The sequence below is a fragment of the Anaeromassilibacillus sp. An200 genome, assembly GCF_002160025.1.
Lineage (GTDB): Bacteria > Bacillota > Clostridia > Oscillospirales > Acutalibacteraceae > Caccousia > Caccousia stercoris.
Map to the genome: position 1 here is coordinate 1 of NZ_NFJU01000021.1, position 20,652 is coordinate 20,652.

Genomic DNA, 20,652 nt, shown 5'->3' on the forward strand with positions numbered 1-20,652 from the left:
ACGCAGCACGGAGCGGGCGGGGGAGGCGGCGGGCAGCAGCTGTGCGAGCAGCCCGGCTCACAGCAGCTCTGGGAACCGCAGGAGTGCCCGCAGCCACCCTGAGAGCAGGAGTCGTGTCCGCAGGAGGTCTGGCCGCGGCGTTCCTCGCAATGGAAAATATTCATGGAATCGCTACCCTTCTGTTTCAGTTTTGCGGCGGGCAGAGGAGCTCCCCCGCCCAATCCATTCTATGCAGAAACACCCCCGTGTGGCACTTGACAAAGCTTGTCCCGTCATAGATAATAAGGGCGGATTCACACGAAAAAAGATGTTGTGAAAACGGAGGAAGCATCATGAAAAAGAATGCGAATCACTATCGCAAACGGCGCGGAACCGGTTGGGCGGTGCTGGCATGCAGCCTGCTGTGTGCTGTGGCTGTCTGCGCGGGCGTCTATTTCTGGCTGGGCGGCTCACTCGAAACCGTGCCTGCGGCTGCGCCGCCTGCGTCCGCACCGGCTTCCTCCTCTCAGGCCGGACAGGCGGTTTCTTCTCTGCCGCCGGAATCCGCACCGGACGCCGTGTCCCTTCCTTCGTCCGAGCCGGAACCCGAGCCGGAGCCGGAAATAACCACTGTGCGCGTTTCCGCCTCGGGGGATAATCTGATCCACGACGGGCTGTATTTGCAGGCGAAAAAGCGTGCTGCCGCTGCCGGGAAAGAGGGCTATGATTTTGCCGCCCTGTATGAGCACGTGGCTTCCCTGTATCAGGATTTCGATCTCAACCTGATCAACGTGGAAACACTTATGAGCGATGAGCTGACGCCTTCCGCGTATCCGCGGTTCTGTACGCCCGGCGATTGTGCTCGGGAGCTGTACCGCATCGGCTTTCGCGGCTTTTTCCTGTCCAATAACCATATTTATGATAAGGACGGCGAGGGGCTGGCTTCAACGCTTCGTTTCTGGGATTCTATGCCCGAGGATGCCTTCACCTCCGGTCTTTATGGGGATGAGCAGGATTTTCCCGTGTGTGAATATAACGGGATTTCTTTTGCCTTCCTCGCCTACACCGAGATGACCAATGGCCTTCCCACACCGACGGGGGCCGAAAAGAGCGTGATTTACACCTCGCAGGAGGACGTAATCCGCCGCCAGATCGAGCGGGCCCATGAACTGGCCGATGTGGTGGTGGTCAGCGCCCATTGGGGCGTGGAAAACACCCATGAGGTGACGGATGGCCAGCGTGCGTTCGCGCAGAAGCTGGCCGATTGGGGTGCGGACATCGTGATCGGAACCCATCCGCATGTGGCGCAGCCAATCGAGACAGTGACGTCCTCCGACGGCAGGGAAGTACCGGTGGCGTATTCCCTGGGGAATTTTGTCTCAGCGCAGGATCGGGTGGATAATATGGTCGGGATTGTGCTGGGCTTTGAGGTGACGAAAACCACACAGCCCGGCGGGGAAAGCACGATTGCGATCGGCGGCATTTCCGCCACGCCCGTCGTCATGTTCTATGAGCGCTATTATGCCAATATGCGCCTGTACCTCCTGCGTGATTACACCGATGAGCTTGCCGCTTCCCACGGCCTGAGCGGTGTGTCGCCCTCCTATGTCCGCTCCATGCTGCAGGAGATTGTCGCGCCGGAGTATCTCAGGCTGGATTAAGGCGCGGCAAAAGGCGTTTTCAGCCCGCTGCGGCGGTGAGAAAGTCTGCCGGTGATTTTGAAAAATGCGTGAAAGGGGATTTCGGTTCATGGAAAAGAAAGCGATTGTTGTTTTGGTGGATGGAATGCGCCCGGACGGCATTTTGCAGTGCGGGGATTCCTTTTTGAGCGATTTGGCGGCGGAAAGCACGGCATCCTTCTCGGCTCAGACGGTTTTCCCGTCTGTCACGCTGCCGTGCCACACCTCGCTGTTTTTCGGCGTGCAGCCGCAGCGCCATGGGATTCTCACCAACGATTGGCACCCGATGGTGCGCCCGTTCGACAGTCTGGGCGATCTGGTGGCCCGCTATTTCAAAAAAGCGGCGATGTTCTATAACTGGGAGCAGCTGCGCGATCTGAACCGGCCAGGCAGCCTGGCACGCAGCTGTTTTACAGAGGTTCCCGCCAACCACCAGAAAGCCATGGAGAGCGAACATACGCTCACGGATTGGACGGTAGATTATATCCGGCAGGAAAGCCCCGATTTCCTGTTTCTGTACCTGGGATATACAGACATTGCCGGACATCAGTATGGATGGATGACGGAGCCGTATTTGCAGGCGATTGCCAACGCCTCCCAGTGCATTCGCAGGATCAAGGAAATGCTGCCGCAGGAATATTCCCTGATCGTCACGGCGGATCATGGCGGGCACGATCAGAACCATGGCACGGAATGTCCGGAGGATATGACAATCCCCATGATTTTCTGGGGTGAGCCGTTTCAGGCGGGCGTGCAGGCCCAGGGGCTTACCATTTTGGATATTGCGCCGACAGTGGCATCGCTGCTGGAGCTGCATCCGCTCACGGAGTGGGAAGGGAAAACCCTGCTCCGCTGATCCGGCCCCGGCCGGATTTCCTCAAAACATGAAAAAGGCGGCGCATGGAATTCCATGTGCCGCTTTTGCTGTGTCGTTTTTATTTTCCTGTTTTCAGGTGCGTCATCAGTACGCTGGCGATATTTTCACAGGAAGCCTGGATCGTCACCGCTCCGATATCGTGGGCGACCATCGGCATGCCATACACAACGCTGGATTCGCGATCCTGGCCGATGGTGTACGCGCCCGCCTTGCGCATGGCCAGCAGGCCGCTTGCTCCGTCGCGTCCCATGCCTGTCATGATGATGCCTACCATATGGCATTTTACCGTGGAAGCCATGGAGGAGAAGAGCGCATCCACGGAAGGACGGTGGCCGCTGACTTTTTCTCCGGGGAAGCAGGAGAGCGTGTAGCGTTCGCCCATCCGCACCACCTTCACCTGCAAGTCGGCAGGAGCAATCAGCACTAGGCCGGGACGGATTTCGTCCCCGTTCACGGCCTCGCGAACCTCCATTTTGCAGATCTTGTCGAGCCGTTCCGCGTACATTTTCGTAAAGCCTACCGGCATATGCTGCACCACAACCATGCCGGGAATATCGGCAGGCAGCCGCTTGAGCACATCCAGCGTGGCTTCCGTGCCCCCGGTGGAGGCTCCCAGGCCGATGATGGTCTGGTTCGCCGGATAATGCAGCGCCCCTGTACCCGAAGCCAGGGGAGCAATCGGCGCCGCGGGAGCGGCGGCAGCGGCCGTGGAGCGATGGCGGACATGGGCGCAGGATGCGGCGCGAATACGCTGGCGAAGCGCGCGGAAAAAGGTTTCCTTGCTCTCCTCCGCGTCAGGCTTGCGCACGAAATCCACGGCGCCCGCCTCCAGTGCGTCGAACACACGCAGGTTCAGGGAGGAGACAAGGATGACGGGGATTGGATGCTTTGGCAGATACTGCTTGAGAAAGTCAATTCCGCTCATGCCGGGCATTTCCACATCCATCGTCACCACATCAGGCTTAATCAGCTCAATTTTTGATTTGGCGTCGGGGGCGTTGAAGGCGTACCCCACTACTTCGATATTGGGATCCTTGGACAGGCCCCCCACAATCATCTGACGTGCCAGAGCGGAATCGTCCACCACCAGCACACGAATTTTCTTATCGGGAAACATCGCAACACACCCTTCTTTGCGTGTTCGGGCGCCAGAGGGCGCGGTTTTATCGTTTCAGGTAAACAGCCGGAGCCGTCATGCGGAACAGGGGATTCTGTCCCAGGGACTCCGAATGGCTGATAAACAGATAGGAAGCCGGGAGCATGGCGCCGTGGAAACGGCTCACCAGGGCGTCCCTTGTCTTCGCGTTAAAATAAATCATAACGTTGCGGCAGAAAATAATGTCAAATTTCAGCCGGAACTGGATGGGATCCATCAGATTGAAGCTGCGGAAAATTACGTTGTTTTTGATGGCGGGAACGACGGCATACTGGCCTGTCGCCTTGTCCTCCGTGAAATAGCGGTTCAGCCATTCGGCAGGCATGTCCGCCGGCTTTTTATAGATGCCCGCCCGGGCCTTGGCCAGGGCCTGCGGGGAGATGTCCGTGGCAAGTACACGGGTATCCCACGCGGAAGCTTCCTTTCCGAAAAATTCCTTGAGGCACATGGAGATGGTATAGGGTTCCTCGCCGCTCGAGCAGCCTGCGCTCCAGATAGAGAGGACGCGATCGTTTTTATGCCGCCGCACCAGCTCGGGCAGGATGGTGTTTTGCAGATAGGTGAAATGATCCTTCTCGCGCAGGAAAAACGTATAATTCGTGGTCAGCTTGTTGATGATCAGCTCAACCTCGGAGTCATCCTTTTTGGAAAGCAGATGGTCGGCAAAGGAATGAAAGTCCCGATATCCGCGCTCACGCAGCGAATGTGACAGACGGCTGGAAATGAGCTGCCGTTTTTTGCTCAGATCCATCCCGTATTCCTTCTGCATGAAATTTACCATTCGGTTAAAATCGGCGTCTGATATCTCAAGATCATGAAAAAACGTATCCTGCAAAGCAAAAGCCTCCGTCCATATTGATAAAGAAATAAGAAGCGGCGCAGCCCGGCGATCAGACCTGATTGAGGATCTGCGCGCAGTCAAATACCAGCATGGTCTGTCCGTCCGGAAGCGAGCACATGCCGGACACAAGGTTCTGTGTCTTCTGAGCCAGATCCTGACGCAGGGATTCTTTGTCCACATCCACCATTTTCATCACGGAGTCAATCAGAATCCCCACCAGTGTGCCGTCAATGTTCAGGATAATGATGCACTGGTTATCCTCTCCGTCGCAGCGGAGCAGGATGCGGGTGTCGACAATCGGGATAATCTGGCCGCGCAAATTGATAATCCCCCGCACATAAGTCGGGACCAGGGGCAGCTTGGTGATCGGATGATTGGTGATGATTTCCACCACATATTCGGACGGGACGCCAAAGAGAAGATCGGCAGAGGTGAAGAGCAGGTATTTTTCTGTCAGAGTTTCCTGCTGATCCTCTTCCAAAAGGGTATCGTCCGTATCCTCAACGGCAAACAAAACGTCTTGTGCCACAGAAATTCCTCCAGTATTCAGTCATTCTTCCCGGCTTTCCGCCCGGGCGCGGGGACTTTTCAGGAATGGTAAAGGTTTGCGACGTCCAGAATGATGCTGATGTTTCCGTCGCCCAGAATGGTGCATCCCGCAATACCGCTGCGCTTGATGCTGAAGGAGTTCAGGTACGACGGCAGGGGCTTGACAACGACCTGCTGTTCGCCCAGAAGCTGGTCAACAAACAGGCAGTAGGACTGCTCGCCGGATTCCAGCCACATGAGGATGCCGTCCTGAATATCCGTGAAGCCCTCGTCCATCTGATACAGATCGCGCATGCGCACGACGGGATAAAACTCACCCATGCATTTGAACATCTCGCCGCCGGACGCGTCGCGGATCAAGGCATCCTTTTCGATGCGGAAGGACTGGCGGATATTGTGAATCGGGATGGTAAAGATGTAATCGCCCACAGAGACCTCCATGCCGTCCATGATGGCCATGGTGAGCGGGATTTTCAGTGTGGTGGTCATGCCCTTGCCCTGCTCGGAGGAGATGAACACGGTGCCGCCCACATCCTCCACATTCCGTTTGACAACGTCCATGCCCACGCCGCGGCCGGAGTATTCCGTGACCTCGGTGTTGGTGGAGAAGCCGGGCGCAAGAAGGAAGTTGAGGATTTCGCGGTGGGAATATTCGACATCCGGAGAGGCGATGCCGTTGTTGGTGGCCTTTCTCAGCACGGCCTCGTCGTCCACGCCGCGGCCGTCATCCTTGATCTCGATGATGACCTCGCTGCCGGTGTGGCGCGCGGAGAGGATGATCTCGCCCACGGGATCCTTGCCGGCGGCCACGCGCTCATCCTCGGTGTCCTCGATGCCGTGATCCATTGAATTACGCACGATGTGCATGATCGGGTCGGAGATGCTGTCCACGATGGTCTTGTCAACCTCGGTGTCCTCGCCCACAAGCGTCAGACGCGCTTCCTTGCCCAGCTTCTTGCACATGTCGCGCACAATGCGGTGCATTTTCTGGAAGGTGCTGGAGACAGGGACCATGCGCAGGGACATGGAAACATCCTGAAGCTCGTCGGTCAGCTTGCGCAGCTGGCGGGCGGATTTGAGGAAGGTGTCGAGCTTCATGCCCTTGAGCTCGGGGGAGGAGGTGACCATCGACTCGGTGATAACAATCTCGCCCACAACGGCGGCCAGCTGGTCAAGCTTGCTCAGGTTGACACTGATCAGGCTCTCCTTGTGATGCCGTGCGCCGCTGTCCTGCTGCGGGGCCGGGGAAGCAGAGGCCTTTGCGGGCTGCGCCGGCTGGGCGGCAGGCGCGGCCGGAGCGGGGGCGGCGGGAGCGGCAGGAGCCGCGGGAGCTGCCTGCTGCACAGGGGCGGCCGGTTTTTCCGGCTGCTGCGCGGGAGCAGGTTCGTCGGTATGGTCAATGGTCTGGTAGGTGCGCACAAACCCGGAGCCGGTCACGCTGTGAATGGCGGAATCGCGCTCCGCCTGCTTGCGGAAGCACAGAAGGAATCCGCTTTCCGCGATCTTCGCGGAGGTTGCCGGGTTGGTCTGCACATCCTCGGGCTGGAACTTGAAATCATCCTCCTGGCAGAAGGAACGGATTTCGTTGACCAGCATGAAGGCGCGCAGGTTTTCCATGCCGCAGCCCTCATCGAAAAAGACCTGAAGCAGATACGGATATCCAGGTACGCCGGCAGGTCCGCCCGCGGCTGGCGCCGGGGTGTTTTCCGCGGCGGCGGGCTGATCCTTGCCGCCTCCCTGAATTTGCTCGATAAAGCTATTAATTTTCTGAAGCAAACTGTCGATATTATCAGTAAGCGGTTCGCCGTTTTCGAGATGCTCTGTCTCCTGGCGGAAGAAATCGATGCTTTGGAACAGCAGATCAAACAGCTCGGGACGGTGGCTTTCCGGCACAATGTCAATGGAGGTATCGCGGATGATGGCGAACAAATCCTCCACGCGATGTGCAATCGTCATCAGGGAGTTGTATTCCATCATGGCGCTGGAGCCTTTAATGGTATGCATGATTCGGAAAATCGTGTTGATATCGTCCTCGGAAAAGCTGTCCTTATCCTCGGCGGCAAGAACAAGATTGTCAAGCTGCTCCAGAAGGGAACCGGTTTCAAAGAGGTAAGCCTCAAGAAGGCTGTCGTTATTAGCGCTCATGATCCATCCATCCTTTTGCATAATCAGCATTCTTATTACTATATGTCGACCAAACCGGCGGAAAAATTAAGGGCGGCGCGGAACAATTCTGTATTTCCCACCGCTCAGCCGGACGGCTTGGTACAATCTTTCTAAATTATAACATATAAATTCTAAAATTACTACTCGCTGCGCACAGATTCCCATTGTGCACACATGTGTGAAGAGAGAGGAAAGGATGACCACATATGCCAAATCTTTTGGGGGTGACCAATCCCGTCCCCAATTACGATAATACCATCAACAACCGGCCCCTGCCCGGCGCGCAGAGACCGGACAATTCGCTTGTGCAGAATGTGGCGGATCCGAACCGGGTGGTCCGCCCCGACAACAGGACGGAGCAGCAGGACGCGGGCAATGCCCTGAACTCGGGCAGCCTGCGGTATGATTCCAACCTTCAGGTGTTTCTCCAGCAGCTGCGGGAGATGCCGGAGCTCACCGCGGAGCTTTCCAAGGCTGTGACCCTGTTCCAGACGATGGTGTCCGCGCCGGGGCTCGACGCGGGCGTGGCGCAGGAGCTTGCCTCCCTGCTCCAGATGTTCCGTATGGACGCGGAGGAATTCCGCAGCTTCTTTCTGGCGCAGGTGCGCTCGGGGACCCGATTCGGCGGCCCGCTGTTCGCGCTTTTGCGCCAGGCTTATCAGCGATCCGGCAGCGAAGGGGTGCGCGACGCGATCCTTGCCTTTGCGAAGCGGTACAGCGATTTTTCTTCCACGGAGCACATCGGCCGCCATATGCTCGACATGCTCCGGCAGATCTCCGACCGCCTCCCGGAAAGCTGGAAGGGCCAGCTCTCCGAGATGATCGGCCAGCTGAAAAACGGCCTGGCGGCGGGAGATCGCGCGGGGAACCTGCAGCTTTTGCAGGGCGGGATCTTACCGTATCTCGGTTCGTACATCAGCCGTTTCCACGATTTGGGAAGCGTGCGGACGTTTTTGAGCATGCTCATGCTCGATGTGGCGCGCTATGAAAACGGCTCCGAGGAGGGCCTTATGATGGCTTTCCGGCAGCTTGGGGCGTGCGGGGATGCGCTGGCGGGCCTCTCCCAGCTTGACGATGAGGCCGCGCAGAAGCTTTTGAGGGACAACAGCTTCGCGCAGGCGGCTGAATCGAATCAGTTTGCCCAGCAGCTGGCCCACATGGCGTCGCGTGCGCTCAGAGGAGAGCTTGGCACGGATATGCGGGAGGCGTTCCAGGAGATTGTGCGGGCGATGATGGTCAATGAGAGCGTATTCATGCCGCTCAATCACCTTTTGATGCCCCTGGAATACGAGGGGAAAAAGATGTACTCCGAATTCTGGGTGGACCCGGACGCGGAGGAAAAGGGCGAAAACGGGCAGCAGGGGGAGAGAAAAATTCAGTTCCTCTTCAAGATGGACGTGGAATCGCTCGGTTTTGTGGAAATGACGCTGGCGGCGGCAAAGGGGCGTGTCGATGTGGACGTGTACGGCCCGTCCGGCGTTACGGATCATTCCTCCGTCATCGCGGAGGATTTGCTGGAAATTTTGAAATCACACGGCTTGCCGGGAAGAAATGTCCGCGTGCTGGAGGAAAAACGTCCTCTGACGCTGACGGAGGTATTCCCGGATCTGTTTGAAGGGAAGCGGAGCATCAATGTCAAAATCTAACGGCCAGCAGGCACAGGAAAACCAGAACACGGGTCAGCCCGCGGATCGCGCGGTTGCCCTGCGCTATGACCCCACAAACGGAGCTCCGGTTATCGTGGCGTCGGGAATGGGATATATGGCGGAGCGGATTGTGGAGACAGCGTCCGAAGCAGGCGTCCCTGTATACGAGGATAATTCCCTCGCAACAGTCCTTTCTCAGCTGGAGCTGGGAAAGGAGATTCCGGAGGAACTGTATCAGGCGATCGTCGAAATCTATCTGTATTTTTTGAAGTTCGATCCTTCCGATCCCGAAAAATACCGGAGGGAACGCAGGCAGAATGCTGCACAGGCACAGCAGCAGGAAGAGAACGCGCAGGCGGAAGGAGGAGCAACCAATGCATAAATATTTGATTCTGGACAGCTCCGGCAAGCCTCTGATGAGGGGCACGATGCGCCAGGCGCTGCACGGAGGCGTCTGCCGGATGGAGCTGGAACACGAGGAGGACGCCGAAAAGCTGGTGCCGGGAGAGCTGTTCCAGCTGATGGGAATCCGCGACGGCAATTTCGCCGAGGTCCGCTTCCTGCGGGGCCGAGGGGAGTCGGCGGAGTTTGAGATGGTGCGCATGCTCGACTCTGGGATCCGGCAGAATCTGCGGATTCCGGTCCGCTTTGAAAGCTTCCTGTATCCCATTTCCGGTTCCTGGAAAGGAAGGGCGGCGATTGTGAGCCGTGACCTGAGCTGCGGAGGCATTGCTTTCCTCTCTGAGAAGCAGCTCAAGGTGGGGGAGATCTGTGAGATTGTGATTCCGGTCACCACGGAGCCTCTGGTGCTGAAGCTGAAAATCCTGCGTGCGGGAGAAGCGGGCGAGGATGGTATTCCCTACGCGGCTGAGTTCCAGGAAATGGTGCACGAGGAGGAAAGTATGGTGCGGGAGGCGGTATTTGGTCTCCAGCTGGAATTGGATCGCGTGTCTGCTGATACCCTTCCTTCTTTTTGAATTTGTGCATGTTGCAAAAATCCAGGCAGGCTTTTTTAGAGGCCTGCCTGGATTTTTGTGTATATTGCTATTTTGGGCATTTAATCATATACATACATTTTTACCTTTAATTACCTTTTAAGGGTAAAAATTACTTTCAGCTGAAAAGCCCGGTATTACATATTACAGGCCACGCATATAAATAGGTATGGTTTTCCCAAAAAAGAAAATGGATGTGCTTCGCGATGAAAAGGAAGTGGAAAAAGTTTGCGGGAAAATATGTGATTCTTTCCAATCTGATATTTTTCAGGATAAAGCACTTGCGGATTTGAAGCAACTGAGTTATAATTTCTGTAATGGTTTTGTCAGATCCTGTCGTTATGCGACCTTCTCCGCGGAGGAAAGGCCGGCTCCCTCAGATCCTTTTATCTGCCAATCCATTCACCAACGAGAAGGGGAGAATACCATGGATATGTTGACCAGCAACTCCATGCTGATGATGGAGCGCTCTCTGCAGTTCCTTTGGACGAAACAAAGCTGTATCCTGGACAACCTGTCAAATGTGGAGACACCAGGCTACAAAACGAAATATGCTACTTTTGAGGAATCACTGGAAAATGCCATCCGTTCCTCTGTTAAGAAAAACGGATCGACTGCGCAGGTGCGCGAGGCGATTCTGGACGCTCAGATTGAAACCCATGAGGCGGATAACGAGAGCACACGGATGGATGACAATGGCGTCAATGTCACAGAACAAATGGTGGAGATGGTACGAAACGGTTACCAGCAGCAGTATGTGATGAAAGCCATTTCCAGTGATTTTTCTGTTTTGATGACAGCGATCCGCGGATAAAGGAGGGGATTTTAAAGATGGCATTTCTCAGTTCTGTCAATGTGGTAGGGTCCGGCCTTACGGCACAGCAGCAGCGGCTGGACGTGATTTCTGAAAATGTGACGAACATCAACACGACCCGTACCGAGGGCGGCGGACCCTACCGGCGCAAGATGGTGGTGCTGGAGGAGGAAAACTCCAATTCCCCGTTCCGTCAGGCGCTGGACAAGGCTATGGGCCGCCGCAGCTCCGCCGAAGGAGGCGTGCGCGTGGCGGAGATCGTCGAGGATGAGTCGGATTTCAAGCTCAGCTACGATCCGGAGAATCCTGACGCGAACGAGGATGGCTATGTAGAACTGCCGAATGTGGATCTCGTCAAGGAGATTTCCGATGCGATGGCAGCCAATCAGGCCTATTCCGCGAACGTTACGGCGTTCAACGTGCTCAAGCAGGTGATTGCCAAGGGCCTTGAAATCGCTCAGTGAGCTGAGGCCTTTTTTGTTTTGTGTTTGTGAATGAGGAAAGGGAAGGAATAAGACATGAACTTTCAGCCGATCCAGTCGATCCAGATGCTGTGGCCGTCTCAGCTCACCTCCGGTGTGAGCGGGGAAAAGAGCTCCTCGGAGCAGCCCACGATGTTTTCGGATATTTTTAATTCCTTGATCGACAATGTACAGGAAACCGATGCCGTAAAGACCGAAAAGCAATATCTCCTGGCGACAGGCCAGCTGGACAATCCCGCGGAATGGTCGATCGCTGCCTACAAATACCAGGTGGCAACCAGCCTTCTGGTGCAGGTACGCGACAGGGCACTGGACGCTTACAGTGAGCTGAGCAGGATGAGCATCTGATTTCCATGAAACAGGCAGATCATAGAAACGAAAACTAGGGGTGACAGTGGTGCAGGAAAAGCTAAAGGGGATTCCCGGAAAGGCAAAGGACTGGTGGAAAGCCGCCACGAAAAAAATGAAAATCCTCCTGGGATCCGTGCTGCTGGCGGTCCTGATTGTGATCGGCGTTATCACCGCTGTCACTCTTAAGCAGCCATATTCCGTTCTGTTTACGGGCCTGAGCCAGACGGAGATGACGGAAATCGTCTCCTATCTTTCGGACAACGGCGTGACAGATTACCGGATCAGCGGCAGCGACACCATTATGGTGCCGTCAAGTCAGGAATATCAGCTCAAGGCGGATCTCGTCTTGCAGGGCTACCCGACGTCGGGATACGCCCATTCCACCTATTTTGACAATGTAAACAACCTTACGACGGAGTCGGAGCGGACGAGTCTCATGCTCTACGATCTGGAGGACAGCATCGAGGCCACGCTGCGCTGCTTCGACGGGGTGAGCGACGCTACCGTGCAGCTCACGCCGCAGGAGGACAACACCTACGTGCTGGACAAGAGCAATGTGCTCGAGGCCAAGGCATCCGTGATGATTATCATGGAGAACGGAAAGAAGCTTTCCGGCACACAGGTTACGGCGATCCGCAATCTCGTCAGCCATGCGGTCAAAGGGCTTGAGATTGACAATGTGAGCATCGTCGATTCCTATGGCAACAGCTATTCCGGCGGGGATGGGATCGGAGACACGCAGGATGCCTCGGCTCTCAAGCTTCAGCTTGAGGAGCAGGTGAACAACCTCATCCGCACAAACATCTTCCAGATCCTCTCGCCTCTCTACGGTGAGAACAACTTCACCGTGAGCGTCAACAGTGTGGTCGACGTGGATCGCCGCGTGACCGAGTCCACGAACTACAGCACGGAGGACTGGGCGCAGGACGGCAGCACCAACGGCGAAGGCATTGTGGGTTCGCAGACCACGGATAAGGAAGTGATCCGCGGACAGGATGACACCGCAGGCGGTGTGGCCGGCACGGAAACCAACTCCGACCTGAACACCTATGTGGATGAACAGCTTCAGGCCAACGGCGACGAAACGCTGATCAGCTCCTCCGAGGACAAGAACTATCTGGTGGATCAGGAGATCCAGCAGGTGGAGCAGCAGGGCGGCACCATCGAGGATGTGATGGTTTCCGTCACCATTAACCGCACGACGGCGGGCAACGTTGACGTGCAGAGCCTGACCCAGCATATCGCGCGCGCGGCGGGAATCTCGCCGGACGTGCAGGATGACAAGATTTCCATCGTGGTGGAGCCCTTCTATGAGGAGACCACCTCCCCGATTGCGCTGCCGGATAATGTCTCGAGAGAATGGATCCTTATCGCGGCTGCGGGCGGCTTGGTTCTCTTCCTGCTTCTGCTCACCCTGATCCTTGTGATCAGCCATAAGCGCCGCAAGCGCCGTGAGGCAGAGGCTGCTCAGGATCTCCTGGCGCCGAATGTGCCTCTGCCCGAGGTGCAGAACGGGCCGGATATCTCCGAGCTGCGCACGGAGAAGAGCATGCAGCTTCGCAAGGATGTCCGCAAGTTCGCCGAGAATAATCCCGAGATTGCAGCCCAGATGGTGAAGAACTGGCTCAAGGAAGGGGATGAATGAGTGTGGCTGAGATAGCATCTGACGTAAAGGTAAAAAATGCTGCCAGAAAGCTGACCAAGCAGCAGAAGGCTGCCGCCGTTATCGTCTCGCTGGGAATGGATAAGGCATCGCAGCTGTATAAATACATGACCCCTCAGGACGTCGAGCGTCTCACCATGGAGATCGCGAAGCTCGGCTACATCGACCCTGACCAGACGGAAGGCATTCTGGATGAATATTACCAGATGTGCCTGACGAACAAGGCAGTTACAGAGGGCGGAATGGAGTATGCGCGCGCCGTTCTGGAGCGTGCGTTCGGCCAGCAGACGGCAGACAGCCTGCTGGAAAAAGTAACGAAATCCCTCAAGAACAGGAAGTTTTCCTTCCTGGATAATGTGGATGCAAAGTCGCTTCTGGCGGCTCTGCAATATGAGCGGCCCCAGACCATCGCCCTGGTTCTCTCCTATGTGGAGCCGGATAAGGCGGCGGCCGTCATTCAGGATCTCGATCCCGAGGTCCGCGTAAAGGTTGTGGAGGGCATTGCCACAATGGACAGCGCCGCTCCGTCCGCCGTTAAGATCGTTGAATCCGAAATGGAGAAGAAATTTACTACCATGATGTCGGCAACCAATGTCAAGGTCGGCGGCATCGATTATGTGGCGGACGTCATGAACAACTTGGACCGCTCGAGCGAGCGCGCCATTTTCGATCGCCTGGAGCGCAAGGATGCCGAGCTGGCCGAGGAAATCCGCAAGCGTATGTTCGTTTTCGAGGATATCATCACCATGGACGACCGTTCCGTGCAGCGCTTCCTGCGCGAGTGCGAGCAGAAGGACCTGGTGCTGGCCCTCAAGGGAACGACCGAGGAGGTCGCACAGAAGATCTTCTCCAATATGTCCAGCCGTATGGCACAGAGCATCCGCGACGACCTCGAAATTACCACCAACGTGCGTGTGCGTGACGTGGAAGAGGCACAGCAGCGCATTGAGAATGTGATTCGTATGCTCGAGGAGAAGAACGAGCTGATCATTATCAAGGGAAAGAAGGACGATATCATTGCCTAACATCTTCAAGCAGCTCCGCAAATCGGCGGTCACATCCTATATCTTCCCGAAGGCGGAGGAGCTTGAGGACGATCTCCCGGAGGAGCAGGAGCCCGGGGAACCGGAACGGGAGGAGGACGGCCCCGCCGAGGCGGAAAACGCCGGAGCGGAACAGGAGTCCGGGGCGAAAAAAGAGTCCGAAGCGGAGCAGACCATCGGGTTTGCCGCCGTGCAGGCCCAGAAGATTGTGGAAGATGCCGAACAGCGTGCGCAGGAGCTAGTCCAGGAGCGGATGCGGGAGGCAGAGGCTGAGATCGAAAATGCCCGCGAGGAAGCCAAGGCGGAGGGATACCGCCAGGGCTATGCGGAGGGTCTTTCCAAAGCGTCCGTGGAGGCAAAAGCTAGTCTGGACGCTCAGCTGCGGGAGCAGGCTGAGGAAATCGCAGATTTTCTCAAAAAGGCTACGCTGGCAAGGGAAGAGATGATCCGCGAGACACGCAGCGAGCTGTGCGAGCTGAGCGTCTCCATTGCGGAAAAGGTGATTCACATCAGCCTCAAAAGCAGCAGCGAGGTAATTGCCCGGATGATCCAGGTTGTCACCGAGAAGATGAAACGCCGCGAATGGGTTCACATTTACGTAGGTGGCTGCGACGCCCCAGCTCTTGCGGAGATTACCCCGGAGCTGACGGTGGCGCTGGCCAGCCTGTCGGACCATATTCGCATCATTCCCATGGCGGACGACGAATCCGGAACCTGCATCATCGAGATGCCGGACGAGATTATTGACGCCAGTGTTTCCACTCAGCTGCAAAACATCCGCGATATTATGCACGAGAGCTGAAAATCCCCAAAACTACCGGAAAGGAGGCCCAAGCCCATGTTTGAGACGATGATCCGCCAGATAAAAAACGCGGAGACGATCAGCTATACCGGCAAGATTGAAAACATCGTTGGCATGTCGATCGAAGCCTCCGGAGGCCGTGCGGCGATCGGGGATATCTGCCGGATTTACAGCGGAGAATCCGGCGGACAGGTTATGGCGGAGGTGGTCGGCTTCAAAAACGACCATATCCTTCTGATGCCGTACTCCAACATGGACGGTATTTCCGCCGGCAACTTTGTGCGCAACACCGGCCACCGGCTGAGTCTGATGATGGGCCCCTTCCTCAAGGGGCGCGTAATCAACGCTCTGGGCCAGCCTATTGACGGCAAGGGCCCCTTTCACGGCGGAACGCCGTTCTGTGTGGACGGAAGCGAATATATCAACCCCATGGCGCGCCCGCCAATCCGCGAGCGCATGGAATTCGGCGTGAAAGCCATTGACGGGATGCTGACGATCGGCAAGGGCCAGCGTATCGGCATCTTCGCCGGCTCAGGCGTCGGCAAAAGTACGCTCATGGGCATGATCGCGAAGAACGTCAAGGCCGATATCAACGTCATTGCCCTTGTGGGCGAACGTGGCCGTGAGGTGCTCGAGTTCATGGAAAAGGATCTCGGTCCGGAGGGCATGCGCCGCTCGATTCTGGTGGTGGCCACATCGGACCAGCCTGCTATGCTGCGCAAGCGCTGCCCGTCTGTTGCTACCGGTATCGCGGAGTATTTCCGGGACCAGGGCTACGACGTGCTGCTTATGATGGACTCGCTGACACGTTTCGCCATGGCGCAGCGTGAGATTGGCTTGGCTGTAGGAGAGCCTCCTGTGGCGCGCGGCTATACACCTTCGATTTACGCGGAGCTCCCGAAGCTGCTCGAACGAAGCGGCAACTTTCAGAAGGGCTCCATCACAGGCGTCTATACGGTGCTGGTGGAAGGTGACGACACAAACGAGCCGATTGCGGATACCGTGCGCGGTATTCTCGACGGTCATATCGTCCTTTCGCGGCGGCTGGCTAACAGCAACCATTTCCCGGCAATTGACGTCAGCGCGAGCATCTCGCGTTTGATGGTCGATATTGTGCCGGAGGAACACCGGCAGCTTTCCGCCCGAATCCGTGACGTGATGGGTGTCTATGAGAAAAATGCCGATTTGGTGTCCATCGGCGCGTACAAGGCGGGAACAAACCCCAAGCTGGACTATGCGCTGGGCAAGATCGACGGGATCAACCGTTTCCTGATGCAGGGGGTCAACGAATCGTTCTCCTACGAGGAAGATCTCAATCTGATGCGCGCGCTCATGTAGCGAGCGTCCAGCCCTCTGATTTCAATTTAGAAAAGCCAGGTGATTGCAGTCATGAAGAAATTCCAGTTCAGCCTTGACTCCGTACTCAGCTACAAGCAGCAGGTACTCGAAGGCATCCAGAATGAGTACGCGGCGCTGACGGCAAAGGTACGGCAGCAGGAGGAGCGGGTGCGGGCCGCGTGGCAGCGCTACGCCGATCTGAATCAGGAGTTTCGGGAGAAGGAAGCCTTCGGTATGACGATTGTGGAGGCCCGCCGGTATGAAAGCGGCCTGCGCTTTCTGGAAATGGAGATCCAGCGTGAGGAAACGCTGCTCAAGGAATACCAGGATCAGGCGGAAGCGAAGCGCAAAGAGCTTGTGGCTGCCCGTCAGGATACCGCAACCATTGAAAAGCTGAAGGAAAAGAAGCTGGAGGATTATCGCAAGGGCGTGCAGAAAAGTGAGGAGCAGTTCATCGACGAGCTGGTTTCCGCCCAGCGCGCCGCCGCGCATGCCTCCTGATCCAGAACAGATAGATGCAAAGACAGCGAAAGGAGGTGAAAGAATATGAACGCAATGGATTTGGTTATGCAGATGAGCCTTGCAGCCGCGCAGATCGCCCAGAATACGATCCCGCAGGTTCCTTCCCAGCAGGCGTCGGAGTCCGGACAGGATTTTAAAACCCTGATGGAGGACAAGAGAGCGCAGGACTCGCAGAACTCCCAGAAAACGCAGGACTCGAAGGATTCCGAGAAGCCGCAGGGAACGGAGACGGACGATTCCGCCGGAAAGACGGAGGAGCCCGCGAAGGATGCCGGGGCGGCACAGCAGTCCGCAGCCATGCAGGCAGCGGCAGGGAACCTCACCTATGTGCAGGTGCTTGACATCGCGCTGGTGCAGGAATCGCCGAACGGCTTGCAGCTGGTTTCCGTGCAGGATGTTACGCAGCAGGCGGCCAATCCTGTGAACGCGGCCAACGCCGCGGTGGAACAGCCTGTCGCGGCAAACGGCATGGCACAGCAGGCGGCGGCACAGCAGCAGCTTCCCGAACAGCAGGCAGCGGTGCAGCAGTCTCCCGTGCAGCAGGCGGAAACGCAGGCCGAGCCCGTGGAGGTGCAGACTGTGCAGGCAAAGCCCGAAAGCCAGCAGGCACAGGCCGAGACCTTTGCACAGACGGCGCAGGACGATTCCAGCGATCCCGACGCGCAGGCAGCGGTCACAACCGCACAGCAGCCGTTCTTCTCTGACACGGAAAACATGCCTGTAAAGGTAGGCAACGGTGATACCATTGATACACAGCAGCCCGATTTTGACGCAAAGCTGACGCAGAACGTCGAAAAGGCACTTTCGCAGGGTGAGCAGCGGGTGGAAATCCGTCTGAACCCGGAAAATCTGGGCAGCGTGGTTGTGGAAATGACCCGCAGTCAGGATGGTTCCCTCCATGTGGTGCTTCACACAGAGACAGAAAGCGCGGCGCGCCTTCTGAGCGAGCATTCCAGCACGCTGGGACTGATGCTGCAGAACAACAACCAAGGTGAGGTCCGCGTTGAGGTACGGCAGCCGCAGCAGGAAAATCAGCAGTGGCAGCATCCGGATCAGGACGACGGACAGAATCACGGCGGACAGCAGCGGGAGCAGCAGGAGCACCGGCAGAGCACGGAGGACTTTTTACAGCAGCTCCGCCTGGGACTCTTCTCCGTCGAGACGCAGGATGACTGAATGTGGGGGTGAACGCATTGGCAACTGATTTTATGCCGATGGGGTTGGAAACGCTGGCTTCTTCGGCATACAAAAAGACGAATTCCGGTTCGAACACCAAGGTAGACGATGATTTTCAGGAATGGCTGGACCAGGAAGGCATTGAAGTCAACCAGCCCGGCGAAGATTTAGGCCTGGACTTCACGGATTACTTACAGCTGATGGTGGCCCAGCTCCAGAACCAGACCATGGATAACGCCATGGACAGTACCGCAATGCTGGAGCAGCTGGTGCAGATGTCCACTGTGCAGATGATGGCCTCCCTTCAGACGAGCATGCAGACGGTCGCGGATGCGACGGCGCTCAACTATGCCGCTTCTCTGGTCGGCAAGACCGTAACAGTCGGCAAGCTGAACGACGACAACGAGATTGAGGAAATTGTCGGCACAGTCACCGGTACCGGTACATACCAGGGCATGCAGGTGATTTTTGTGGACGGCGAAATGTATCCGCTGAGCAATCTGATGGCAGTCGGCACGCTGCCGGAGATTCCCGAAGAGCCCGGTGAGGGCGGCGAAGGAGGAGACGGCGGTGAAGGTGGTGACGGCGGCGGCACCGGAACGGGTGACGGCGGCGACACTACAACAGAAGGCGTCTGACAGAAGGAAACGAGAGGAGGCGGGAGGATGCTGATCCCTGAAATTCAGGCGTTGACCGGGCGGATGCCCGTCACCGGGCAGGAAACCAGTCCTGCGAGGGGATCCGGCTTTGAGGCTCTGCTGCGGCAGACCATGCAGGATGCCGGGAACCGGCAGGTAAACCTGTCCCGCCATGCGATGGAACGCGCACAGGAGCGTGGGATCGAAATGACCCCCACTCTGATGGATAAGCTGAACGACTCCGTGGAAAAGGCGGAAGCGAAGGGTGCGACGAACATCCTTGCACTGGACCGAAGCCTTGCCTTTATCATCAATGTTCCGAACCACAAGGTGATTACCCTGATGCGGCAGGACGAGATGAAGGAGAACGTTTTTACAAACATTGATGGCGCCGTGATCCTGTAACAACAGAGAGCGGGACCATAGCAGGACGCTCTGGGAACTGCCCGACTGGCAGTCTCCCGGCGGCGCCGGAGTATAGAGAAAGAAGGAAACAGGCTTATGGCTTTAACAGCAGCAATGGGTTCCGGTATTGCCGGGCTGAGAGCTTTCATGGATGCTCTGAACGTGGTGGGCAACAACGTCGCGAACGTGAATACATACGGCTATAAGGCCGGACGTGTCACCTTCAGCGAGAGCATTTACAGTACACAGAGCGCAGGCTCGGCCAGTACGGATGTCACTGGTGGTACCAACCCGAGCCAGATCGGCTACGGCTCGAGCGTTGGCACGATCGATCTGGATATGGGAACGCAGGCGCTTGAGAGTACCGGTATGACGACCGACGTGGCTATCCAGGGTGACGGCTTTTTCTTGTTGGGAGATAAGAACGGTGTAGGGGTAGACAGCTTGGACAGACTGATGTTCAGTCGTGTGGGCAACTTCAAGATCGACGATGACGGTTATCTGACGGATGGCAAGGGTAATATTGTGTATGGTTTTGTGTCAACAACGGATAATGCCACTCCGGGTGCAGATAAGGATCCAACGATTAGTACGGTTTTGGTTCCTATCCGTTTGCCCTTAGCTGCAGATGGACAAAATAATACGGAACTTGGCGAAGCAATTTATCCGGGTCAGAATGGTGCCACCAACGTGGATCCTACACCAGGAAATAATAACGTAAATGCAGACGGCAATTGCATTGAATACGAGAATCTCAAGATTGATGACAACGGCAAGGTAAGCTGTACGAATAAGATGACAGGAGATATCGTGACGATTGGTTACATTGCCCTTGGCACCGTGACAAATCCGGCAGGCCTGACCCATACGGATGGCCCGTACTACCAGGCAACGGACAGCGCTGGTGAGATTTCCATCAGCACGCCGAAGAGTTCGGTAACTGGTCCGATGAACAATGATGCAAATGATGCAGCTGGCAATCAGCCGCCGAACCTTCTCGCGAACAGCGGCACGGGCGTCAAGAGCGGCTTCCTGGAGCAGTCCGGCACGGATCTCGCGCAGGAGTTCGCGAACATGATCATCTACCAGCGTGGCTATCAGGCCAACACGCGTATTGTGACCGTGACGGACACCATGCTGGAAGAGCTCATTAACATGAAGCGCTGATTTTTGAGCCTTTGAGGCTTTGCGCAAGCCAAACACTGTAACGGCACACAAGGTCCACCTGAGCCGGGGGGAGGCTCCCCCGGCCCGGGCTTTGTTTGGGAGGGAGAAGCGTTTATGATTTTACTTCGGAAAATGAACAATGAGACGTTCCTTCTGAACCACAATCAGATTGAATACATCGAATCCATCCCGGAAAGTAAAATTGTGATGATGAATCACGATTACTACATTGTCAAGGACAAGGTAGAGGAAATCATACAGAAAATAGCGGAATATAACGCAAAAGTGATGGATATCAGCCGCAGCCTGAAGGTTGTGGATCACCGCAGGTGATCTCCCTCGGCGTTCCCTGTTTGCGGCTTT

22 protein-coding genes are annotated in these 20,652 nt (G+C 56.4%); 18 read left to right on the forward strand and 4 right to left on the reverse strand.

The genetic code is table 11. The features are described from left to right. Positions 1 to 332: 332 nt before the first annotated feature. On the forward strand, positions 333 to 1,640 hold the full coding sequence (locus B5F35_RS11180) for a CapA family protein (protein ID WP_087240982.1): 1,308 nt from the start codon (positions 333 to 335) through the stop codon (positions 1,638 to 1,640). Between the two features lie 88 nt (positions 1,641 to 1,728). After that, a complete protein-coding gene (locus B5F35_RS11185) occupies positions 1,729 to 2,514 on the forward strand; it encodes an alkaline phosphatase family protein (protein ID WP_162611406.1) in 786 nt (261 codons plus the stop codon). A 79-nt stretch (positions 2,515 to 2,593) separates the two neighbouring features. Here the strand turns inward: B5F35_RS11185 and cheB are convergent, their stop codons facing one another. The 4 genes from cheB to B5F35_RS11205 are packed head-to-tail and all read right to left on the reverse strand — an operon-like array spanning position 2,594 to position 7,226. Further along, positions 2,594 to 3,652 carry a protein-glutamate methylesterase/protein-glutamine glutaminase gene (gene cheB / locus B5F35_RS11190; protein ID WP_087240986.1) on the reverse strand — a complete coding sequence of 353 codons (1,059 nt, stop codon included), beginning with the start codon at positions 3,650 to 3,652 and terminating at the stop codon, positions 2,594 to 2,596. Between the two features lie 46 nt (positions 3,653 to 3,698). Further along, positions 3,699 to 4,526, reverse strand: a complete 828-nt coding sequence (locus tag B5F35_RS11195; RefSeq protein ID WP_275532262.1) for a CheR family methyltransferase — start codon at positions 4,524 to 4,526, stop codon at positions 3,699 to 3,701. 55 nt (positions 4,527 to 4,581) lie between these two features. Beyond that, the gene (locus tag B5F35_RS11200; protein ID WP_242969494.1) at positions 4,582 to 5,061 is read right to left on the reverse strand and encodes a chemotaxis protein CheW; all 480 of its coding nucleotides are present in this window, start codon (positions 5,059 to 5,061) and stop codon (positions 4,582 to 4,584) included. A gap of 59 nt (positions 5,062 to 5,120) precedes the next feature. Continuing rightward, positions 5,121 to 7,226 carry a chemotaxis protein CheA gene (locus B5F35_RS11205; RefSeq protein WP_087240988.1) on the reverse strand — a complete coding sequence of 702 codons (2,106 nt, stop codon included), beginning with the start codon at positions 7,224 to 7,226 and terminating at the stop codon, positions 5,121 to 5,123. 227 nt (positions 7,227 to 7,453) lie between these two features. On the opposite strand from B5F35_RS11205, the gene B5F35_RS11210 reads away from it, so the two are divergent. The 16 genes from B5F35_RS11210 (at position 7,454) to B5F35_RS11290 (ending at position 20,622) form a co-directional block, all read left to right on the forward strand. Then, positions 7,454 to 8,893: a hypothetical protein gene (locus B5F35_RS11210; protein WP_206424041.1), complete on the forward strand. Its 1,440-nt coding sequence runs from the start codon at positions 7,454 to 7,456 to the stop codon at positions 8,891 to 8,893. Next, positions 8,880 to 9,275: an EscU/YscU/HrcU family type III secretion system export apparatus switch protein gene (locus B5F35_RS11215; RefSeq protein WP_087240990.1), complete on the forward strand. Its 396-nt coding sequence runs from the start codon at positions 8,880 to 8,882 to the stop codon at positions 9,273 to 9,275. The genes B5F35_RS11210 and B5F35_RS11215 overlap by 14 nt, the downstream gene beginning before the upstream one ends. Further along, positions 9,268 to 9,870: a PilZ domain-containing protein gene (locus tag B5F35_RS11220; RefSeq protein WP_162611407.1), complete on the forward strand. Its 603-nt coding sequence runs from the start codon at positions 9,268 to 9,270 to the stop codon at positions 9,868 to 9,870. The genes B5F35_RS11215 and B5F35_RS11220 overlap by 8 nt, the downstream gene beginning before the upstream one ends. Positions 9,871 to 10,315: 445 nt before the next feature. Further along, positions 10,316 to 10,702 carry a flagellar basal body rod protein FlgB gene (gene flgB / locus B5F35_RS11230; RefSeq protein ID WP_087240996.1) on the forward strand — a complete coding sequence of 129 codons (387 nt, stop codon included), beginning with the start codon at positions 10,316 to 10,318 and terminating at the stop codon, positions 10,700 to 10,702. Positions 10,703 to 10,719: 17 nt separating this feature from the next. Beyond that, positions 10,720 to 11,166 (forward strand): flagellar basal body rod protein FlgC, encoded by a 447-nt coding sequence (flgC, locus tag B5F35_RS11235; RefSeq protein ID WP_087240998.1) that lies wholly within the window; start codon positions 10,720 to 10,722, stop codon positions 11,164 to 11,166. A 54-nt stretch (positions 11,167 to 11,220) separates the two neighbouring features. Then, positions 11,221 to 11,532, forward strand: coding sequence for a flagellar hook-basal body complex protein FliE (gene fliE / locus B5F35_RS11240; protein WP_242969495.1), 312 nt, complete (start codon positions 11,221 to 11,223; stop codon positions 11,530 to 11,532). Between the two features lie 49 nt (positions 11,533 to 11,581). Further along, positions 11,582 to 13,180 carry a flagellar basal-body MS-ring/collar protein FliF gene (gene fliF, locus B5F35_RS11245; protein WP_242969496.1) on the forward strand — a complete coding sequence of 533 codons (1,599 nt, stop codon included), beginning with the start codon at positions 11,582 to 11,584 and terminating at the stop codon, positions 13,178 to 13,180. Next, the gene (gene fliG, locus B5F35_RS11250; protein WP_087241000.1) at positions 13,177 to 14,223 is read left to right on the forward strand and encodes a flagellar motor switch protein FliG; all 1,047 of its coding nucleotides are present in this window, start codon (positions 13,177 to 13,179) and stop codon (positions 14,221 to 14,223) included. Before fliF ends, fliG begins: the two co-directional genes overlap by 4 nt. Beyond that, positions 14,216 to 15,043 carry a FliH/SctL family protein gene (locus B5F35_RS11255; RefSeq protein WP_087241002.1) on the forward strand — a complete coding sequence of 276 codons (828 nt, stop codon included), beginning with the start codon at positions 14,216 to 14,218 and terminating at the stop codon, positions 15,041 to 15,043. The genes fliG and B5F35_RS11255 overlap by 8 nt, the downstream gene beginning before the upstream one ends. A gap of 36 nt (positions 15,044 to 15,079) precedes the next feature. Next, positions 15,080 to 16,381, forward strand: coding sequence for a FliI/YscN family ATPase (locus tag B5F35_RS11260; protein ID WP_087241004.1), 1,302 nt, complete (start codon positions 15,080 to 15,082; stop codon positions 16,379 to 16,381). 51 nt (positions 16,382 to 16,432) lie between these two features. After that, complete coding sequence (gene fliJ, locus B5F35_RS11265) at positions 16,433 to 16,882, forward strand: flagellar export protein FliJ (protein ID WP_087241006.1); 450 nt, start codon at positions 16,433 to 16,435, stop codon at positions 16,880 to 16,882. A gap of 45 nt (positions 16,883 to 16,927) precedes the next feature. Further along, positions 16,928 to 18,079, forward strand: a complete 1,152-nt coding sequence (locus B5F35_RS11270; protein WP_087241007.1) for a flagellar hook-length control protein FliK — start codon at positions 16,928 to 16,930, stop codon at positions 18,077 to 18,079. Positions 18,080 to 18,081: 2 nt separating this feature from the next. Then, complete coding sequence (locus B5F35_RS11275; RefSeq protein ID WP_242969497.1) at positions 18,082 to 18,717, forward strand: flagellar hook assembly protein FlgD; 636 nt, start codon at positions 18,082 to 18,084, stop codon at positions 18,715 to 18,717. Between the two features lie 27 nt (positions 18,718 to 18,744). Beyond that, on the forward strand, positions 18,745 to 19,122 hold the full coding sequence (locus B5F35_RS11280; RefSeq protein ID WP_087241009.1) for a TIGR02530 family flagellar biosynthesis protein: 378 nt from the start codon (positions 18,745 to 18,747) through the stop codon (positions 19,120 to 19,122). Positions 19,123 to 19,218: 96 nt separating this feature from the next. Beyond that, positions 19,219 to 20,289 (forward strand): flagellar hook-basal body complex protein, encoded by a 1,071-nt coding sequence (locus B5F35_RS11285; protein WP_087241011.1) that lies wholly within the window; start codon positions 19,219 to 19,221, stop codon positions 20,287 to 20,289. A gap of 114 nt (positions 20,290 to 20,403) precedes the next feature. Continuing rightward, complete coding sequence (locus B5F35_RS11290) at positions 20,404 to 20,622, forward strand: flagellar FlbD family protein (protein ID WP_087241013.1); 219 nt, start codon at positions 20,404 to 20,406, stop codon at positions 20,620 to 20,622. Positions 20,623 to 20,652 lie beyond the last annotated feature (30 nt).

Coding starts and splice junctions, on each gene's coding strand:
- B5F35_RS11180 (WP_087240982.1), top strand. CDS start 333: ATGAAAAAGAATGCGAATCACTATCGCAAACGGCGCGGAACCGGTTGG.
- B5F35_RS11185 (WP_162611406.1), top strand. CDS start 1,729: ATGGAAAAGAAAGCGATTGTTGTTTTGGTGGATGGAATGCGCCCGGAC.
- cheB (WP_087240986.1), bottom strand. CDS start 3,652: ATGTTTCCCGATAAGAAAATTCGTGTGCTGGTGGTGGACGATTCCGCT.
- B5F35_RS11205 (WP_087240988.1), bottom strand. CDS start 7,226: ATGAGCGCTAATAACGACAGCCTTCTTGAGGCTTACCTCTTTGAAACC.
- B5F35_RS11210 (WP_206424041.1), top strand. CDS start 7,454: ATGCCAAATCTTTTGGGGGTGACCAATCCCGTCCCCAATTACGATAAT.
- B5F35_RS11215 (WP_087240990.1), top strand. CDS start 8,880: ATGTCAAAATCTAACGGCCAGCAGGCACAGGAAAACCAGAACACGGGT.
- B5F35_RS11220 (WP_162611407.1), top strand. CDS start 9,268: ATGCATAAATATTTGATTCTGGACAGCTCCGGCAAGCCTCTGATGAGG.
- flgB (WP_087240996.1), top strand. CDS start 10,316: ATGGATATGTTGACCAGCAACTCCATGCTGATGATGGAGCGCTCTCTG.
- flgC (WP_087240998.1), top strand. CDS start 10,720: ATGGCATTTCTCAGTTCTGTCAATGTGGTAGGGTCCGGCCTTACGGCA.
- fliE (WP_242969495.1), top strand. CDS start 11,221: ATGAACTTTCAGCCGATCCAGTCGATCCAGATGCTGTGGCCGTCTCAG.
- fliG (WP_087241000.1), top strand. CDS start 13,177: ATGAGTGTGGCTGAGATAGCATCTGACGTAAAGGTAAAAAATGCTGCC.
- B5F35_RS11260 (WP_087241004.1), top strand. CDS start 15,080: ATGTTTGAGACGATGATCCGCCAGATAAAAAACGCGGAGACGATCAGC.
- fliJ (WP_087241006.1), top strand. CDS start 16,433: ATGAAGAAATTCCAGTTCAGCCTTGACTCCGTACTCAGCTACAAGCAG.
- B5F35_RS11270 (WP_087241007.1), top strand. CDS start 16,928: ATGAACGCAATGGATTTGGTTATGCAGATGAGCCTTGCAGCCGCGCAG.
- B5F35_RS11280 (WP_087241009.1), top strand. CDS start 18,745: ATGCTGATCCCTGAAATTCAGGCGTTGACCGGGCGGATGCCCGTCACC.
- B5F35_RS11285 (WP_087241011.1), top strand. CDS start 19,219: ATGGCTTTAACAGCAGCAATGGGTTCCGGTATTGCCGGGCTGAGAGCT.
- B5F35_RS11290 (WP_087241013.1), top strand. CDS start 20,404: ATGATTTTACTTCGGAAAATGAACAATGAGACGTTCCTTCTGAACCAC.